At 63.0% G+C, this 14,668-nt stretch carries 16 protein-coding genes and 1 tRNA gene; 9 read left to right on the forward strand and 8 right to left on the reverse strand.

Translation table 11 applies throughout. From position 1 onward, the window contains the following. Nucleotides 1-175 precede the first annotated feature (175 nt). Entirely contained in the window at nt 176-631 is a 456-nt protein-coding gene (locus tag NKH21_RS26415; protein WP_352664017.1) for a phasin, read from the forward strand. A 345-nt stretch (nt 632-976) separates the two neighbouring features. Beyond that, nucleotides 977-1,053: transfer RNA gene (locus NKH21_RS26420), tRNA-His, on the forward strand. A 45-nt stretch (nt 1,054-1,098) separates the two neighbouring features. Here the strand turns inward: NKH21_RS26420 and NKH21_RS26425 are convergent. Beyond that, complete coding sequence (locus NKH21_RS26425; protein WP_352664015.1) at nt 1,099-2,022, reverse strand: LysR family transcriptional regulator; 924 nt, start codon at nt 2,020-2,022, stop codon at nt 1,099-1,101. A 137-nt stretch (nt 2,023-2,159) separates the two neighbouring features. On the opposite strand from NKH21_RS26425, the gene NKH21_RS26430 reads away from it, so the two are divergent. From NKH21_RS26430 to NKH21_RS26445, 4 genes are all read left to right on the forward strand, one after another. After that, nucleotides 2,160-2,912: an SDR family NAD(P)-dependent oxidoreductase gene (locus NKH21_RS26430; RefSeq protein WP_352664013.1), complete on the forward strand. Its 753-nt coding sequence runs from the start codon at nt 2,160-2,162 to the stop codon at nt 2,910-2,912. Nucleotides 2,913-3,008: 96 nt separating this feature from the next. Next, a complete protein-coding gene (locus NKH21_RS26435) occupies nt 3,009-3,731 on the forward strand; it encodes an SDR family oxidoreductase (RefSeq protein WP_352664011.1) in 723 nt (240 codons plus the stop codon). Beyond that, a complete protein-coding gene (locus NKH21_RS26440) occupies nt 3,731-4,075 on the forward strand; it encodes an Atu4866 domain-containing protein (RefSeq protein ID WP_352664009.1) in 345 nt (114 codons plus the stop codon). The genes NKH21_RS26435 and NKH21_RS26440 overlap by 1 nt, the downstream gene beginning before the upstream one ends. Before the next feature lie 508 nt (nt 4,076-4,583). Beyond that, complete coding sequence (locus NKH21_RS26445; protein ID WP_352465001.1) at nt 4,584-4,838, forward strand: hypothetical protein; 255 nt, start codon at nt 4,584-4,586, stop codon at nt 4,836-4,838. A 50-nt stretch (nt 4,839-4,888) separates the two neighbouring features. Here the strand turns inward: NKH21_RS26445 and NKH21_RS26450 are convergent, their stop codons facing one another. The 3 genes from NKH21_RS26450 to NKH21_RS26460 form a co-directional block, all read right to left on the reverse strand. Next, the gene (locus NKH21_RS26450; protein WP_352868519.1) at nt 4,889-6,016 is read right to left on the reverse strand and encodes a DmpA family aminopeptidase; all 1,128 of its coding nucleotides are present in this window, start codon (nt 6,014-6,016) and stop codon (nt 4,889-4,891) included. A 7-nt stretch (nt 6,017-6,023) separates the two neighbouring features. Continuing rightward, nucleotides 6,024-7,589 (reverse strand): exodeoxyribonuclease VII large subunit, encoded by a 1,566-nt coding sequence (xseA, locus tag NKH21_RS26455; RefSeq protein WP_352664005.1) that lies wholly within the window; start codon nt 7,587-7,589, stop codon nt 6,024-6,026. A 72-nt stretch (nt 7,590-7,661) separates the two neighbouring features. Continuing rightward, nucleotides 7,662-8,618 carry a LysR substrate-binding domain-containing protein gene (locus tag NKH21_RS26460; protein ID WP_023716458.1) on the reverse strand — a complete coding sequence of 319 codons (957 nt, stop codon included), beginning with the start codon at nt 8,616-8,618 and terminating at the stop codon, nt 7,662-7,664. Nucleotides 8,619-8,796: 178 nt separating this feature from the next. Between NKH21_RS26460 and NKH21_RS26465 the strand changes: the two genes are divergently transcribed. Further along, on the forward strand, nt 8,797-9,087 hold the full coding sequence (locus tag NKH21_RS26465) for a DUF1127 domain-containing protein (RefSeq protein WP_254819306.1): 291 nt from the start codon (nt 8,797-8,799) through the stop codon (nt 9,085-9,087). Between the two features lie 191 nt (nt 9,088-9,278). On the opposite strand, the gene NKH21_RS26470 is transcribed toward NKH21_RS26465, so the two are convergent. The 4 genes from NKH21_RS26470 to NKH21_RS26485 all read right to left on the reverse strand — a co-directional run bounded on the left by NKH21_RS26470 (nt 9,279) and on the right by NKH21_RS26485 (nt 13,425). Further along, nucleotides 9,279-10,334, reverse strand: coding sequence for a DUF937 domain-containing protein (locus tag NKH21_RS26470; RefSeq protein ID WP_352664003.1), 1,056 nt, complete (start codon nt 10,332-10,334; stop codon nt 9,279-9,281). A 102-nt stretch (nt 10,335-10,436) separates the two neighbouring features. After that, nucleotides 10,437-11,810, reverse strand: a complete 1,374-nt coding sequence (locus NKH21_RS26475) for a glutamate--cysteine ligase (RefSeq protein ID WP_352664001.1) — start codon at nt 11,808-11,810, stop codon at nt 10,437-10,439. A gap of 185 nt (nt 11,811-11,995) precedes the next feature. Continuing rightward, a complete protein-coding gene (locus tag NKH21_RS26480) occupies nt 11,996-12,730 on the reverse strand; it encodes a 16S rRNA (uracil(1498)-N(3))-methyltransferase (protein ID WP_352664349.1) in 735 nt (244 codons plus the stop codon). A 32-nt stretch (nt 12,731-12,762) separates the two neighbouring features. After that, entirely contained in the window at nt 12,763-13,425 is a 663-nt protein-coding gene (locus tag NKH21_RS26485; RefSeq protein ID WP_352663999.1) for a hypothetical protein, read from the reverse strand. A gap of 74 nt (nt 13,426-13,499) precedes the next feature. Here NKH21_RS26485 and NKH21_RS26490 point away from each other — a divergent pair, with 74 nt between their 5' ends. Then, complete coding sequence (locus tag NKH21_RS26490; RefSeq protein ID WP_352663997.1) at nt 13,500-14,198, forward strand: type 1 glutamine amidotransferase; 699 nt, start codon at nt 13,500-13,502, stop codon at nt 14,196-14,198. A 287-nt stretch (nt 14,199-14,485) separates the two neighbouring features. Beyond that, nucleotides 14,486-14,626, forward strand: coding sequence for a hypothetical protein (locus NKH21_RS26495; RefSeq protein WP_292664785.1), 141 nt, complete (start codon nt 14,486-14,488; stop codon nt 14,624-14,626). The last annotated feature ends 42 nt before the right edge of the window (nt 14,627-14,668 follow it).

Raw genomic sequence — 14,668 nt, forward strand, 5'->3', positions numbered from 1 at the left:
AAGTCATAGCGTGCAACCAATGGAATCTCTAGGCGCGTGGTTAACGCCGCGAGACAAATAATTTATGGTGCGATGCAACAAACATGTTGCAATGCACAAAATTTGCCTTTATGTTGCCATGATAGATGAACGAGACGGCTTTCTGTCAAAGCCGCTGCGCTGAAAAGGATGGAAAATGTCAAGGACCAAGACTGACACGATCGAAAACGTTGAATTCCCGAGCTTCGACGCTTCCAAGGCCACCGACCAGATGCGCGCCTTCGCCGAAAAGGGCGTCGAGCAGTCGAAAGAGGCCTATGCCAAGCTGAAGACCGGCGCCGAGGAGACCCAGAAGGCTCTGGAATCGACCTACGAGACCGCCAAGACCGTGTCCAGCGACCTGTCGCTCAAGACCATTGCCGCCCTGCGCGCCAATGCCGAAGCTGGCTTCTCGCATTTCGAAGCGCTGATCGGCGCCAAGTCGCTGTCGGAAGTCGTTGAGTTGCAGACTGCTTTCCTGCGCAAGCGCGTCGAAATGACCGTCGAGCAGGCCAAGGACTTCCAGGCGGTTGCTGCCAAGGCGGCCGAGGACGTATCCAAGCCGATCAAGACCGCCTTCGAGAAGGCCGTGAAAGAAATTAAGATCGCCTAATATTTGCACACAGTTTGACGATGCATCAAAAGGTCGCATTTCGTCAGACAAATAGGTGTGCGATATAGTGGTTTAAGCGAATACCCGGCGGGTGGAACCTCCTCCCTCTGCTCACCGGGATAACCAGCCAGCACCTCCTCCCGCTGGCTCGTAACAGGAAAAGGCCGGCACCTCCTCCCGCCGGCCTTTTCTTTGTCCGGCGAAAAATGACGCGATGCCGGAGCGATCCTTTGCTTTGCCAAAAGCCTTGAATTAAACTCCGATAGCCCGTATGGACGCATCGCCGAACGACAGAGCGGGTCCCGGAGAATGAACGTTCCGTCTGGATCTCGCTCGGGCAAGCGTGCCGTTGTAGCTCAGATGGTTAGAGCGCCGGATTGTGGATCCGGAGGTCGCTGGTTCGATCCCAGCCAACGGTACCATTCAGCTTTCAGCCAGGGTTTCTGACCAATAGCGCCAAGCGATCTTTACGATCCTGGCGCGGTCACCTGCGATCCCGCCTGACGCGCACCGCGCAGGTGATCCACGAGGGCTCTCAGCTTCGGCGCGATATTCCGTCGGCTGGGAAAATAAAGATAGAAGCCGGCAAACGGCGGAAAATAGCCGTCGAGGATTGGCACGAGCTCGCCGCGGTCGATCCAGGGGCGGAATGTGTCCGCCATGCCAAACGTGATCCCGGCGCCAGCAACGGCCAGCCGGATCATCAGCCACATGTCGTTGGTGGTGATCTCGGGCGCAACCGCCACGTCGAACTCGCGCCCGTCCTCGCCAAACTCCCACCGATAGGGCGAAACTCCCGGCGCCGGCCGCCAGCCGATACAGCGATGAGCCACAAGCTCGCGCGGATGGGCGGGTGCTCCGAACTTTTCGAGATAGCGCGGGGCGCAGACGGCCATCTGTCGCTGATCGCCCGACACCGGCACGGCAATCATATCCTGCTCGATCACTTCGCCGAGCCTTACTCCCGCATCATAGCCTTCGGCAACGATGTCGAATTCCTCGTCGGTGACCACAATATCCAGATGCACCTCGGGAAACTTTTCTGCAAAGGACGCCAGCAACGGTCCTGACAGAAAGGCCTCGGCGATCGACGAAACCGCGATCCGCAGGCGGCCGCGCGGGCGGTCCAGAAACTCCGTGATGGCTTCGACTGCCGCGTTCACATCGGCTATCGCCGGTGCGACGCTCGCCAGCAGGCGCTCGCCCGCTTCGGTCAGGTTAACGCTGCGTGTCGTGCGCTGCAGTAATGCGATGCCAAGGCGCTGTTCAAGCCTGAGGATGCTCTGGCTGACCGCTGAGCGCGTCACGCCCAGCCGGTCTGCCGCAGCGCGAAAATTGCGTTCCTCGGCCACCGCGACGAAGACGGCAATTGCATTGAGATCGATGTCCATTGGTTAGTAAAACTTACCATCGAGGTTAACGGCGGGCGGGTTATCGCGACAATGCCATGGCTCTATCTCTGTCGCAACGGCAAGAAGGCTTGATCCTCCCGATCCAAGCCGAAGCCGGTCGACAAAGGAGATATCCCATGACATCACTCCCTTCTTCTTGGGACCTGGATGGAAAAGTCGCCCTCGTGACGGGCGCGGCACGCGGCATCGGCCGCTGCGCGGCGGAACTGCTGCGGGCGCGGGGCGCCCGGATCGTGGCAAGCGATCTCAGCGACAGCGTACGCGAGTTGGAAGCCGAGGACGTGGCAACCCTGGTCGGCGATGTCGCCGACGAGGATCTGGCCAGACGCTCGGTCGAACTCGCGGCGAAGCGCTTCGGACGACTGGACATCGTCGTGAACAATGCCGGTCGCACGCTCAACAAACGTCTGACGGAGACCTCGGTCGACGACTATGACCGCATTCTGCAGATCAATGCGCGCGGCAGCTTTGTCACCGCCCGGGCCGCAGTGGAATTGATGGTCGCCGGCGGTGGCGGCTCGATCGTCAATGTCTCGTCGATCTCGGCCGTCGCGGCCTTCGAGACGCAGGCGGCCTATGCCTCCTCCAAGGCGGCTGTCGCACAGCTGACCAAGGTGATCGCGATCGAATATGGGCGCATGCGCATTCGCTGCAACGCCGTTGCCCCTGGCGTGATCGAAACCGACATCATGGAAGGCGTGGTGGAAAATGGCCGGGAGATGCTGCGCAGCTTCGGCGATGCGCATCCGATCGGCCGGATCGGCCAGCCGCAAGAAGTTGCCGAGGCCATCGCCTTTCTTGCCTCGCCGGCGTCCAGCTTCATCACCGGGGCCTTGCTTCTGGTCGATGGCGGCTACACCGCCCAGTGAGTCCCAATAGGGTCGGCGCACTGCGGGAGCTCACCCATGCGCCACCCTTCACGTCGTGAAAATAATCACAGAACCAAAAGGATCATCTCGAGGACCATGAACAAAGTTGTTCTGATCACCGGTGCCTCCAGCGGCATCGGCGCTGGCATTGCCCGCGAACTTGGCGTGGCAGGTGCGAAGCTGATGCTCGGCGCACGCCGCACCGACCGCCTTGAAGCGCTTGCGGCCGAAATCGAGGCAGCTGGTGGAACAGTTCGCGTGCGAGCGCTGGACGTCACCAGAAGGGAGGATGTCGCAGCATTCGCCGATGCCGCCCGGGCCGAATGGGGCCAGGTCGATGTCATCGTCAACAATGCGAGCGTCATGCCGCTGTCGGCCATGGCAGCCATGAAGGTCGACGAGTGGGAGCTGATGGTGGACGTCAACATCAAGGGTGTTCTGTACGGCATCGCGGCGGTCCTGCCCGAGATGACGGCACGTGGTTCCGGGCATATCATCAATATCGGTTCCATCGGCGCGCTGGCCGTCTCGCCCACGGCTGCCGTTTATTGCGCAACGAAATACGCTGTCCGCGCGATTTCCGATGGGCTCCGCCAGGAGAGTGACGATATCCGCGTAACCTGCATTCATCCTGGCGTGGTGGAAAGCGAGCTGGCGAAGACGATCTCCGACGAAGCCGCTGCCGCCGCCATGAAAACCTGGCGTGCTATTGCGCTGCAACCCGATGCCATCGCCAGGGCAGTGCGCTACGCAATCGAACAGCCCGACGATGTCGACGTCAACGAGATCGTCGTGCGCCCGACGAAGGCGGCGCATTGATGCGATCCACTTTGGCCGCAGTGCTTACGGGTATTGCCGTCGCAGTAGCTCCAACCGGCCTGACCCTTCCTTCAACTCCAATTCTTGCGGAGCAACCAATGACGCACCAAGATCACCCCTATGTCGGAATGTGGGTCACCGAGGATCGCCATATCAGGCACGAACTCCTGCCGAACGGCCGTCATGACGAAGCGCGCGGTGACCGCGAGAGCGCCTATCGGGGACGCTATGAAGTGCAGGGCAATCACATAGAATACTGGGACGATACGGGCTTCACCGCGGATGGTGAGTTCGTCGAAGGCGTCCTCTATCATGCCGGCATGATCCTTTATCGCCAGCGGTAGAGAGCCGCCCTGAGACAAGCACTTCAGGGTTCCACAAGACGCTGTTGCATGCCTTGCATGAGGCGCTCGGCAGCTTGCACTGCAAGGCCCGTCACACCACATATCTCCCAGCAAGCGCGGCGGAAAGAAGCAGGACCGCGAGCAGAGTCGACATTGCAAATGCTTGTCACTATATAGCGGCGGCTTTGACGGCTCGCCTTTTATGTCGTGCCAGCGAGAGCGCGGTAAATGTGCTAGCTATTGTGACATCTATTGTGATCTAAAACGGCTTGAAAACCGAAAAAAAGCAAATAGAAACAATAGCGCGGGTCGAAAGTTTCCTCGAGAGAATCAGTCCTCAAGAACTAGAACGTGCTCCTTGAACCCTCCATTCCCTTCGGCTCTGTGGACCTCGGACAAGTTCGGCTTGCCGGGCGAAGCCGACTCGGCTCGAATGGCAGCACGCATCTTTTCGAAGATGCCGACGTTTATGATTACCAACCGGCATAGCCGCTAGGGAAACAGCAGTATGAGTGAACACGCGATCGAGTTCTTGCGCGGGTGGATTGGCGAAAAAGTCCACTGCCAGCCCTCGCCAGCCAGAATCGAGAAGCAGGCCGAGACCCTCGCCAGGGAATGTGCGGCCAAGGCCGCCGAAGCCGGCATACCCCTGGAGGATATCCAGGAAGAGGTCGGCGACATTCAGGAGCTCATTGCTTCAAGGCTCGAAGAAGCGGCCGAGGCCGAGCAGGACGAGCGGCATTCGAATAAGCCCGCCGGCTGACGGCAAAACCTGCCGGGCGAACATTGCCTGTCTGATGCAGTTGCGCGGTCTTATCGCCGCGCAGCTTTGACAAATCTCTCTTGGAGCCATGTTTTAGGCAACGCCGGCACGAAATTGCCGTCGCGCCCGGTCATGTCTTCATTGGCGACCAGCGCGTTGAGGATTGCTTCCTCCACGCTCTGAACGACGGCGTCGAAGAACGGATTGATGTCGGCATCCGGTATGTAACCGGCGCTGGCCAATTTGCCGGCCGCGCCGCGCGCCGCATCGGCATTGGCCGTGCTGAAGGCCAGAAAAATATCGCCGGATGAATTATATCCATAGCCGCCGGTCAGCGCGACGCCGAGCGGCACGCGTTTCGCCAGCCGTTTCAACTGATGCGGCATGAATGGCGCGTCGGTGGCGACGATCGCGATGATCGAGCTCTTTTCCGCTCGCGGCGTGTTGTCCCGGATCGCCGGTTCGGCGAGTTCCGCTCCAGCCCTGATGCCACGGATCACGAGGTTTCGCCGCGCACCGAAATTCGACTGGACGAAGCAGCCGATCGTAAAACGCTCTCCGTTCCAGTCGACGCTGCGCGAGGATGTGCCCGATCCCGCCTTGAAGCCGAAGGTAATCATGCCGGTGCCGCCGCCGACGCTACCCTCTTCGAGCGGCCCGGTTTCAGCCGTTTCGAGCGCGGAAAACACGTGCTCGAAGCTCACATGATGGCCGTTGATATCGTTGAGGAAGCCATCATAGGTCTCGCCCGCCACCGGCAGCGCCCAGGCGCTGTCGAGCGCTCGCGGCAGCACCGTCTGCATCCAGCGCAGCGTTGCGTCGCGGCTGACGCCGCAGGAATGCGTGTTGGTGATGGTGATGGGAAGATTGAACCCTCCGAGCTCCTCTATCAGATGCGAGCCGGTCAGTTCGCCATTGCCATTGGCGCTGAACACGCCCGCAAACGCAGGGACGGCCAACTCGTCTCTGGGCCGTGGCAGGATCGCGGTCACGCCGGTGCGTACCGGACCCTTGCCGACGACGAGCGGCCCATCCCCCGAGATCAGCGTGGTATAGCCGACCGTCACGCCAGGCACATCGGTGATGGCATTGAAGCGGCCTGGCGTGCCCTCGAATGGGATGGCGAAGGCACGGGCGCGCAGTTTGCCCGAGGGCGTCGCAAGATGCGGGTCGGTCATTTCTTCCTCAGAAAAGCGAACCTTGGCCGCCCGGCGCCTTGAGCTTGGCCGCGGGCTTGGCAACCGTCTTCGGCCGCGCCGTGCCACTGATGGCGACTGCATCGGCGGTGCCGTCGGCGAACTCCAGCGAAAGCGCCATTCCCGACGCGACTTCCGCCGCATGCTTGATCACCGCGCCGTCCGCATCCTTGACCAGCGCGAAGCCTCGCGCCAGCACGGCCTTGTGCGAGAGCGTCGCCAGCAGCCGGTCGGCCTGCGTCAGCTTTCCACGCAGCCGGTCCAGCCGCCGCGAAATCGCCTGGTCCTGCCGCCGTGTCAGTGCCAGCAGGGCATCGCCTTGCAGTTTCTGCCGTCTGGCGATCGGCGCCGGTGACAGTCTCGTCGCCGTGCGTGAAAACCGCGCCCGACGCTCGCGCACGATGGCGAAGAACGCCGCTTGCGCACGGGCAAGGTCGCGGCGGGTCAGCGTGCGCGCTTCGTTCATGCGTCGCGACAAAGTCGCCGGCGTCAGCCGCTGCCCCAGAAGCCTGCCCCGCTTGCGCTCGACGCTGACCGACAGCGCCCGGCCGAGCCGGCTCGTCGCCTCGTCGAAGCGCCGCCGCGGCAGCGCCAGCAACTGGTCGGGCGAGGGCAGCGCCCGGGCGGCTGCGCGCGCCGCCTGCCGCTTTCGTTCGAAATTGCGCGACAGTGCGGTCTTCAACCGCGCGCCAAGGCCGGCAAGCGTCGCTTCGAGGTCGACCTTGACCGGCACGGCGATCTCGGCGGCGCCTGTCGGCGTCGGCGCCCGCACATCCGCCGCCAGATCGACCAGCGTCCAGTCGGTCTCGTGGCCGACGGCGGAAATCACCGGAATGCCCGATGCGGCGACGGCCCGGGCGAGCGCTTCGTCGTTGAAGCCCCACAGATCCTCCAGGCTGCCGCCGCCGCGCGCCACGATCAACAGGTCGGGCCGTGCGATGGCGCCGTCCCATGGCAGTGCGTTGAAGCCGTTGACGGCAGCGGTCACTTCCGCACCAGCCGTCTCGCCCTGCACCCGCACCGGCCAGACCAGCACGTGCAGCGGAAACCGGTCCTTGATGCGGTGGATGATGTCGCGGATGACGGCGCCTGTCGGCGAGGTGACGACGCCGATGACGCGCGGCATGAATGGCAGACGCCGCTTGCGCGCCGCGTCGAACAGGCCTTCGGCCTGCAGCCGGCGCTTGCGCTCGTCAAGCAGCGCCATCAGCGCACCGGCACCGGCCGGCTCGAGATTGTCGATGACGATCTGGTAGGTGGACTTTCCGGGATAGGTGGTCAGCCGGCCGGTGGCGATCACCTCCATGCCTTCCTCGGGACGGAATTTCAGCCGGCTCATCGCGGTCTTCCACACCACGGCGTCGAGCCGCGCGCGATCGTCCTTCAGGCAGAAATAGGCATGGCCGGAGGAATGCGGTCCGCGATAGCCGGAAATCTCGCCGCGCACCCGCACATTGCCGAAGACGTCCTCGACCGTGCGCTTCAGCGCGCCGGAAATCTCGCTCACCGTGTATTCGGTGGCGTTGGTGCGTGATTCGGATGCTGCGTCGCTCATCGGCAGATTGGGGGACGGTTGTTGGCCGCCGTCAAGGCGGCCGTGTTCGATGTCTGCCCCAATTGCAATCCCTCACCAGCCCGGCAGGATCTGGTTCGGCTTGGTCCGCTTCATCTTGGCGAAGGCTAGCGCGGCGAAATCGAACGTCCCGGTCTCTTCGCCAAGCGGCACGGAAATGTTGTCCAGGCTTTCCGAAATGTGGCGCGCGAGCGCATCGACGATCTCCGGCCGCGAGGTCTGGCCGCGCATGATGCCGATGCGGCAATCGGGCAGGGCGCCGAAACCGTCGGCCTCGCCCAGCACCCGCATGCCGGGCCTGAGCGCGCATTCCGGCAGCACCGAGATCGCCAGGCCGGAAAGCACCGCCGCGGCGATGACTGTAGCCGAGAAGCTGGTGAACAGGATGCGGTAGTCGCGGTTCTGCTGGTCGAGCACGTCGGCGGCGGCGCGCCGCCAGATGCAGTTCGGCCGGCCGAAGGCCATCGGCAGGATCGGCTGCTCATGCGTCGCGTGGTTGGCCGAGGTGACCCACAACAGCGGTTCGCGCCGCACCACTTCCGACTGGCCGCGCGCGTCGTTGTGCGTCACCAGTGCCAGGTCGAGATTGCCGCGCTTGATGTGTTCGACCAGTCCCGGCGTCGGCTCGCAGATAACGGTCAGTTCGACATGCGGGTTGGAACGGGCAAACCGCGCCATGATCTCGGGCAGGAAGCGATCGGCATAGTCATCCGGCGTGCCGATGCGGATGGTGCCTTCGAGCCGGCGGTCGTCGAATGCGGCCAGTGTTTCCTTGTTGAGATAAAGCAGCCGCCTTGCGTAGGAGAGCAGCCGGTCGCCCTCCTCGGTCAGCCTGTTGGTGCGGCCGTCTTTTTCGAACAGCGGCTTGCCGATCCGTTCCTCCAGCCGCCGCATCTGCATCGACACCGCAGACTGGGTCCGATGCACCGCTTCCGCCGCGCGGGTAAAGCTGCCGGTGTCGACAATCGAGATGAAGGTCTGCAACTGATCGAGATCGAGCGGCGCTTTCATTGGCCTAATCCATCATTGACGCTGATGCTAAAGATTAGAAACATTCGTTGGATTAATCAATCGCGCCATGGCAAATTCCGATTGTCCACATGAAGGCATGTGAATCGAAGCCGGAACGGCCGCTGTCGCCAGCGCCCGATCGACCGGTTTCGCCCGTTCGAATGTGAAGGAGACCGACATGGCTACGTTTGATTTCGCTACCGAGACCTCGCGCATCACTTCGCGTCCGGCCGTTGCGACGCGCGTGGCCAATGCCGCTGCCAATGTTTACCGCGCCTGGAAAAACCGCCGCGCCTTTTATCGCCTCGGCGAGATGTCGGATGCCGAGCTCGCCGACATCGGCCTGACCCGCGCCGACCTGCACGTCGCTGTCGGTGTGCCCTTTGGCCGCGATCCTACCGAACGGCTTCGCGTCATCGCGGTCGAGCGCGCCGAAACGATCGAGGATCTTGCCCGCAAGGTGGTGTGATCGCGTGATTTCGTCGTTCGGGCGCGTTGAACCTTTTTGAGGCACGACGCCACCAAGTTACGCAGGCTCCCCACTCCCTGCCGGATCCCCCCGGCCAGCCTGCGCGCTGCCCGGTCCTCCCAGGACCGGGCTTTCTTTTTGGGCGGCACTGACAGAGCCCCATCGCGATTTTTATCGGGATGGAACAGGTTCTACCGCCGGCCCATGCCCTGCTTGAACTGGTCGAAGATCGACTCCATGCCTTTCTGGTAGTCGTCGCGCTGCTGGGCGCCCGTCTCGAACATCTTGCCGAACAGGTCGTCGAACGGATTTCTCGGCCTGCCGCTCGGATTGGCCTGCGGCTGCGGCGCCTGGGGCTGCTGCGGCGCCTGACGCGGCTGAGACTGCGGTGCGCCACCGCCGAACATGTCCTGCAGTACTTTGCCGAGCGGATTGTCACCATAAGGGTTCTGTGTTTGCTGGGGCTGGTTCTGCGGCTGCTGCGGCTGTGGTACGCCGCCGCCGAACATATCCTGCAGTACTTTGCCGAGCGGATTGTCACCATAAGGGCTCTGTGTCTGCTGCGGCTGGCTTTGCGGCTGCTGCCCGCCGCCGAACATGTCCTGCAGCACTTTGCCGAGCGGGTTGTCGCCGTAAGGGCTCTGCGTCTGTTGCGGCTGCTGCCCGCCGAACATGTCCTGCAGCATCTTGCCGAGCGGGTTATCCGTGGGGCCTGCAGGCTGAGGGGCCGGCGCCTGGGCGCCGCCCGCCTGCCGCATCATCTGCTCGATGAGCTCGCCAAGCGGATTGCCGCCACTGCCTGCCGCATGCATCTGTCCGCCCAGCTGGTTGGTGGTCTGCTTGAACAGCCCGCCCATCATCATCGAGGCGATTGCCGGCAGCATCTGCTGCAGGACCTGCTGGCTGACGCCGCTCGCCTGGGCGGCCTGGCTGGCGACGGCCCGCGACAGGTCCTTCGAGCCGAACAAATGGCCGAGAATGCCGTTGCCTTCATCGAGGCCCTGCGGCGAGAAGGCCCGGCTTGCATCCTCGAAATATTTGGCGTGCTGGCCGCTGGCCATCGCCGTCATGAAGGAGCCGAGTCCATAAGGATCGGACGTATTGCGCTTCAGGCCCTGCGAAAAGGCCGGCAGCAGCGCCGCGACCGCCGCCTGCGTCTGCTGCTGCGACAGCCCGAACTGCTGGGCCAGCGCCTGCATGCCGTTGCCGTTCTGGGCCTGTGCCAGAATATCGAACAAGGAAGGCATTGTTTTCTCCTCCGGGAAAATCCTCGTTGGAGAAGCCTAGTTCGTTTCCATCACTGATTGAAGCGAATTTGCCGGACCATCGGCCAAGCCGATAGCGAAGCGTTAATACGCGTATTCCATGAACACCGGCTCGATCGAGCCGCCCCAGCGTGTGTGGTAGGCCGAGAGCATCTCTTCGGCGCTGGTCGTGCCGCGCGCGACGACCTCGTCCAGCGTGTTGAGGAACGAGGTCTCGTCATAGCCGTCGCGGTTCTTGCGGCCGCGGTTCTTCAGTCCCATGCGCGAGATGACGAGCACGTCGCGGGCGATCTCGCGCAACGTCGTGTTGCGGAAGGGCGCCGAAATGCCCTGTTCCGGCACCGCGTTGCGCATTGCCAGCACTTCGTCGTAGCTCCAGCTCGAGGTCAGTGCCTTGGCGGCGTCGAGCGCCGCCGCATCGTAGAGCAGCCCGACCCAGAAGGCCGGCAGCGCGCAGATGCGCCGCCACGGCCCGCCATCGGCGCCGCGCATTTCGAGAAAGCGCTTCAGCCGCACGTCCGGGAACAGCGTCGACAGATGGTTCGCCCAATCGCCCATCGTCGGCAGCCCGTCCGGCAATTCGTTGCGGGCGGCGCCCGTCATGAACTGGCGGAAGGTGATGTGCGTCATGTCATGGTATTGGCCGTCGCGGATGACGAAATACATAGGCACGTCGAGCGCCCATTCGACATAGTCGGCAAAGCCGAAATCGGGCGAGAAGCAGAATTCGAGCAGGCCGGAGCGCTGATTGTCGGTGTCGCGCCAGATCTCGCCGCGCCAGCTCTGCAAGCCGTTCGGCCGGCTTTCGGTGAAGGGCGAGTTGGCAAACAGCGCCGTCGACAGCGGCTGCAGCTTCAGCGACACCTGCATCTTGCGGCGCATGTCGGCTTCGCTCTCGAAGTCGAGGTTCACCTGGATCGTGCAGGTCCGGTACATCATGTCGAGACCTTTGGTGCCGACCTTGGGCATATAGCGGGTCATGATCTCGTAGCGCGACTTCGGCATCTTCGGCGTCTCGGCCAGTGACCATTTCGGGCTGCCGCCAAGGCCGAGGAAGCGGATGCCCATCGGTTCGGCGATCTCGCGCACCTGCGCCAGATGCGCATTGCCTTCGCGGCAGGTCTGGTGGATCGTCTCCAGCGGCGCGCCGGAAAGTTCGAACTGGCCGCCGGGTTCCAGCGAAATCGCGCCCTGGCCGGTCGGCTCGACCAGGCCGATGATGCGGCCGGCATCCATGATCGGGTCCCAGCCGAGTTTGTCCTGCATGCCTTCGAGGATGGCGCGAATGCCGCGCTCGCCGCCATAGGGCACCGGCGCATTGCCGTCGACATAGAACGGGAATTTCTCGTGCTCGGTGCCGATGCGCCATTTGTCGCGCGGCTTGTTGCCTTCGGCCAGGTGCTCGACGAGTTCGTCGACGCCTTCGATCGGCCGGAAATCGGTAGTATCGCGCGCCATAATAGCCCTCCGCACATGACCCCGAAAATCGGCTTCGATTTTCGGAAGGGATCAGGTGCCCAATCAAATGCTACAGCGTCCTTTGCGCGCCCGAAAGGACACGCGGCCACTGCCGGCGCTAGATGGACGAAATGTCAGTAGCCGATCAAGCGAAAAATCCTGAGCCAGAGGGTAACGGGAATTGATCACCAATCCCCGATTGTCGCCTGGATCAGCGCCAAAGCTGCCACCGCCGCCGTATCCGCTCGCAGGATGCGCGGCCCGAGCGGAATGGCGGTAACGAAGGGCAGCGCTCTCAGCATCCTGCGTTCATCGTCGGAAAAGCCGCCCTCCGGTCCGACCAGCAGACCGAGCTTTCCCTCCCGCACCGCCTGCAATGCGGGCAGGGGATTGTTGGTCGATGCGTCCTCGTCGCAGAAGATCAGCCGCCGCTCTCGGTCCCAGTTGCTGAGCAGGCGCTCGAATTTTTCCGCTTCGCGCAGCTCCGGCACCGCCAATATGCCGCATTGTTCGGCCGCCTCGACGACATTGGCGCGCAGGCGCTCGATGCCTGGTTTTGCCACTTGCGTATGCTGGGTGATGACCGGCTGCAGGATGCCGGCGCCCATCTCCACCGCCTTTTGCACGAGGTAGTCGAGCCGCCCCTGCTTCAGCGGCGCGAAGCAATAGACGAGATCGGGCAGCGGCGGCTGCGGCCGCTGCAGTTCCATCATCTTCAGGCGCACCGCCTTCTTCGATTTCGCGGCGATTGCCGCCGACCATTCGCCGTCGCGGCCATTGAAGACCAGAATTTCGGCGCCTTCGCCGAGCCGCAGCACATGCGAGAGATAATGGCTCTGCTGCGGGCCGACGTCGAACTCGATGTCCGGTCCAAGCTCGTCCGGCACGAACAGCCGCTGCATCTTGTAATTGGCGCGCATCGCCGAGGAATGCGGCAACGTCACCCTCGTCGTCAAGCCTCGGCGGAAGGATGCCAGACAGGCTCGTAGCCCTGCCTTAGCACCGAAACAGTTGTCGCCGGCGTGAGCACGCGGATTGGACTGTCGGTAAAACCGCCGAACCCCACCGGTTCGCCATAGCCGCCGAAACTCCAGGGCAGCGCGGCGCCGTCAAACAGGGCGTACGTCCTGTTTCCCGACGAGATCATCGTGCCGTCAGGCAAGTCCGCAAGCGCCTCCGGTTTCAGTCTCGGCGCCTGTCCGCCCGATGCCAGCCGCTCCTTGTGCAGGCGCTTGTCGAGCTGCGGCGCGCGTGGCTCGGCAATGCCGAAGGCGTCGCCGAAACGCCGGACAAAATCCCTGGCTCGCTCGCGCCGGCAGAAGAAGCAGGGGCGGTGCCCGGCGGCAAGTGCCGTCACCTCGTCGAGGAAAAACAGCTCGGTCCAGCCGGCCTTGCCGCCCAATTGGTCGTCGCTTTGCCGGTTGCGCCCCATCGGCTCGCGCCGCACGTCGCCGTATTCGCAGGCGCAGATGATCCAGGCTTGCAGCGCCCAGCGCTTCTTCAACAGCGTTCTCGTCTCGGGGTCGTGAATAATGCCGCGATTGCCCATGAACAGGCCGCGCTCCGGTACGGCATGGATGGCGCCGAATGGATCGACCCGGTTTTGCAGTGGCATAGGCGTTCCCTGTTGGCTGCAATGCTGGCGCCATGATATCGCTCGTTGCATCAATTTAATGTCAGCAGGTTTCGATGCGGGTCTTGGTGGTCCAGAACTTCGACAATGAGGGCCTTGGCCAGATCGGCGCGGCGCTGGTCGAGGCGGGCGCCGATATCGACCTGCGCCGGCCCTATCGCGGCGACGCGCTGCCGCAAGCTAGCGGCGAGCATGACGCTATGGTGGTGCTCGGCGGCGCCCAGAATGCGCTGGACGACGAGCTCTGTCCTTATTTCGCGGGTCTGCTCGATCTGACGCGCGACTTTGGCGAGAGGGATCGCGCGGTGCTCGGCATCTGCCTTGGCAGCCAGTTGGTAGCGCGCGCCTTTGGCGGCGAGAACCAGATAGGCGGTGCCTCGGAATTCGGCTGGCAGGAGGTCGCGCTTACCGCGGCGGCGCAGGCCGATCCGGTGCTCGCCGCCTTGCCCGAAAAATTCCCGATCTTCCAATGGCACGACGACACCTTTGTCTTGCCCGAGAGGGCCGTGCGACTGGCTGGCAACGCCGTCGCCGAGAACCAGGCGTTCCGCATCGGCCGCGCCGTCTACGGCTTCCAGTTCCATTTCGAGGCCGACCGGCCGATGGTTCGCGACTGGAGCACGTCCTTCGCACCGCTGATCGCCGAACGCAATCCGGAATGGGCCGTCCGGCTCGACGATGAAATGGCCCGCAACGGACCGCAAGCCGATGCCGCCGGCCTGGCCATCGCCCGCGCCTGGGTGGCGACGATCTGACGGCTCATACAGTCAGCGTAGTTGGCGACGTTGCATATTTGGCACGCGGGGGCAAATCCTCCGGGGATAACGCGTTTCATCCTTGGCCTGTGTCTGTCGGCCAGCCTAAAAGGCGCCCGCTCTGCATCTTGCGTGCAACCGCGATGAACCTTTCCTGTGACCCGCGCGACACACCGCCGATACAGAACATACCTAGAAGCGCGAAACCGTCAGACATTTGCGACGTGTTTTGCGTTTCAACGCATTGGTAACCCGCTCGTGCATAGATGCAGGAAGCTCAACAAGAGATGACGTCCGTGAAAGCAGCCTTTTTGTCCTTTGTCATGTTGTCGGCTATCGTGTTGTGCGGCCTCGGTATTTATTCCGCCGACGCGGCCAACGACCACAATGCCGTCGACGGCTACGGCGTCACCGCCGCGCTTCGCTAGAGCTTTTGCAGCCAAGCGGACTCACTTGGCGTCCCAGAAATG

The sequence above is a fragment of the Mesorhizobium sp. M1329 genome (assembly GCF_040318035.1).
Taxonomy (GTDB): Bacteria; Pseudomonadota; Alphaproteobacteria; order Rhizobiales; family Rhizobiaceae; genus Mesorhizobium.

Excerpts from the sequence above, each read along its gene's own strand:
- NKH21_RS26415 (WP_352664017.1), top strand. The coding sequence starts at position 176 with ATGTCAAGGACCAAGACTGACACGATCGAAAACGTTGAATTCCCGAGC.
- NKH21_RS26425 (WP_352664015.1), bottom strand. The coding sequence starts at position 2,022 with ATGGACATCGATCTCAATGCAATTGCCGTCTTCGTCGCGGTGGCCGAG.
- NKH21_RS26430 (WP_352664013.1), top strand. The coding sequence starts at position 2,160 with ATGACATCACTCCCTTCTTCTTGGGACCTGGATGGAAAAGTCGCCCTC.
- NKH21_RS26435 (WP_352664011.1), top strand. The coding sequence starts at position 3,009 with ATGAACAAAGTTGTTCTGATCACCGGTGCCTCCAGCGGCATCGGCGCT.
- NKH21_RS26440 (WP_352664009.1), top strand. The coding sequence starts at position 3,731 with ATGCGATCCACTTTGGCCGCAGTGCTTACGGGTATTGCCGTCGCAGTA.
- NKH21_RS26445 (WP_352465001.1), top strand. The coding sequence starts at position 4,584 with ATGAGTGAACACGCGATCGAGTTCTTGCGCGGGTGGATTGGCGAAAAA.
- NKH21_RS26450 (WP_352868519.1), bottom strand. The coding sequence starts at position 6,016 with ATGACCGACCCGCATCTTGCGACGCCCTCGGGCAAACTGCGCGCCCGT.
- xseA (WP_352664005.1), bottom strand. The coding sequence starts at position 7,589 with ATGAGCGACGCAGCATCCGAATCACGCACCAACGCCACCGAATACACG.
- NKH21_RS26460 (WP_023716458.1), bottom strand. The coding sequence starts at position 8,618 with ATGAAAGCGCCGCTCGATCTCGATCAGTTGCAGACCTTCATCTCGATT.
- NKH21_RS26465 (WP_254819306.1), top strand. The coding sequence starts at position 8,797 with ATGGCTACGTTTGATTTCGCTACCGAGACCTCGCGCATCACTTCGCGT.
- NKH21_RS26470 (WP_352664003.1), bottom strand. The coding sequence starts at position 10,334 with ATGCCTTCCTTGTTCGATATTCTGGCACAGGCCCAGAACGGCAACGGC.
- NKH21_RS26475 (WP_352664001.1), bottom strand. The coding sequence starts at position 11,810 with ATGGCGCGCGATACTACCGATTTCCGGCCGATCGAAGGCGTCGACGAA.
- NKH21_RS26480 (WP_352664349.1), bottom strand. The coding sequence starts at position 12,730 with ATGCGCGCCAATTACAAGATGCAGCGGCTGTTCGTGCCGGACGAGCTT.
- NKH21_RS26485 (WP_352663999.1), bottom strand. The coding sequence starts at position 13,425 with ATGCCACTGCAAAACCGGGTCGATCCATTCGGCGCCATCCATGCCGTA.
- NKH21_RS26490 (WP_352663997.1), top strand. The coding sequence starts at position 13,500 with ATGCGGGTCTTGGTGGTCCAGAACTTCGACAATGAGGGCCTTGGCCAG.
- NKH21_RS26495 (WP_292664785.1), top strand. The coding sequence starts at position 14,486 with ATGACGTCCGTGAAAGCAGCCTTTTTGTCCTTTGTCATGTTGTCGGCT.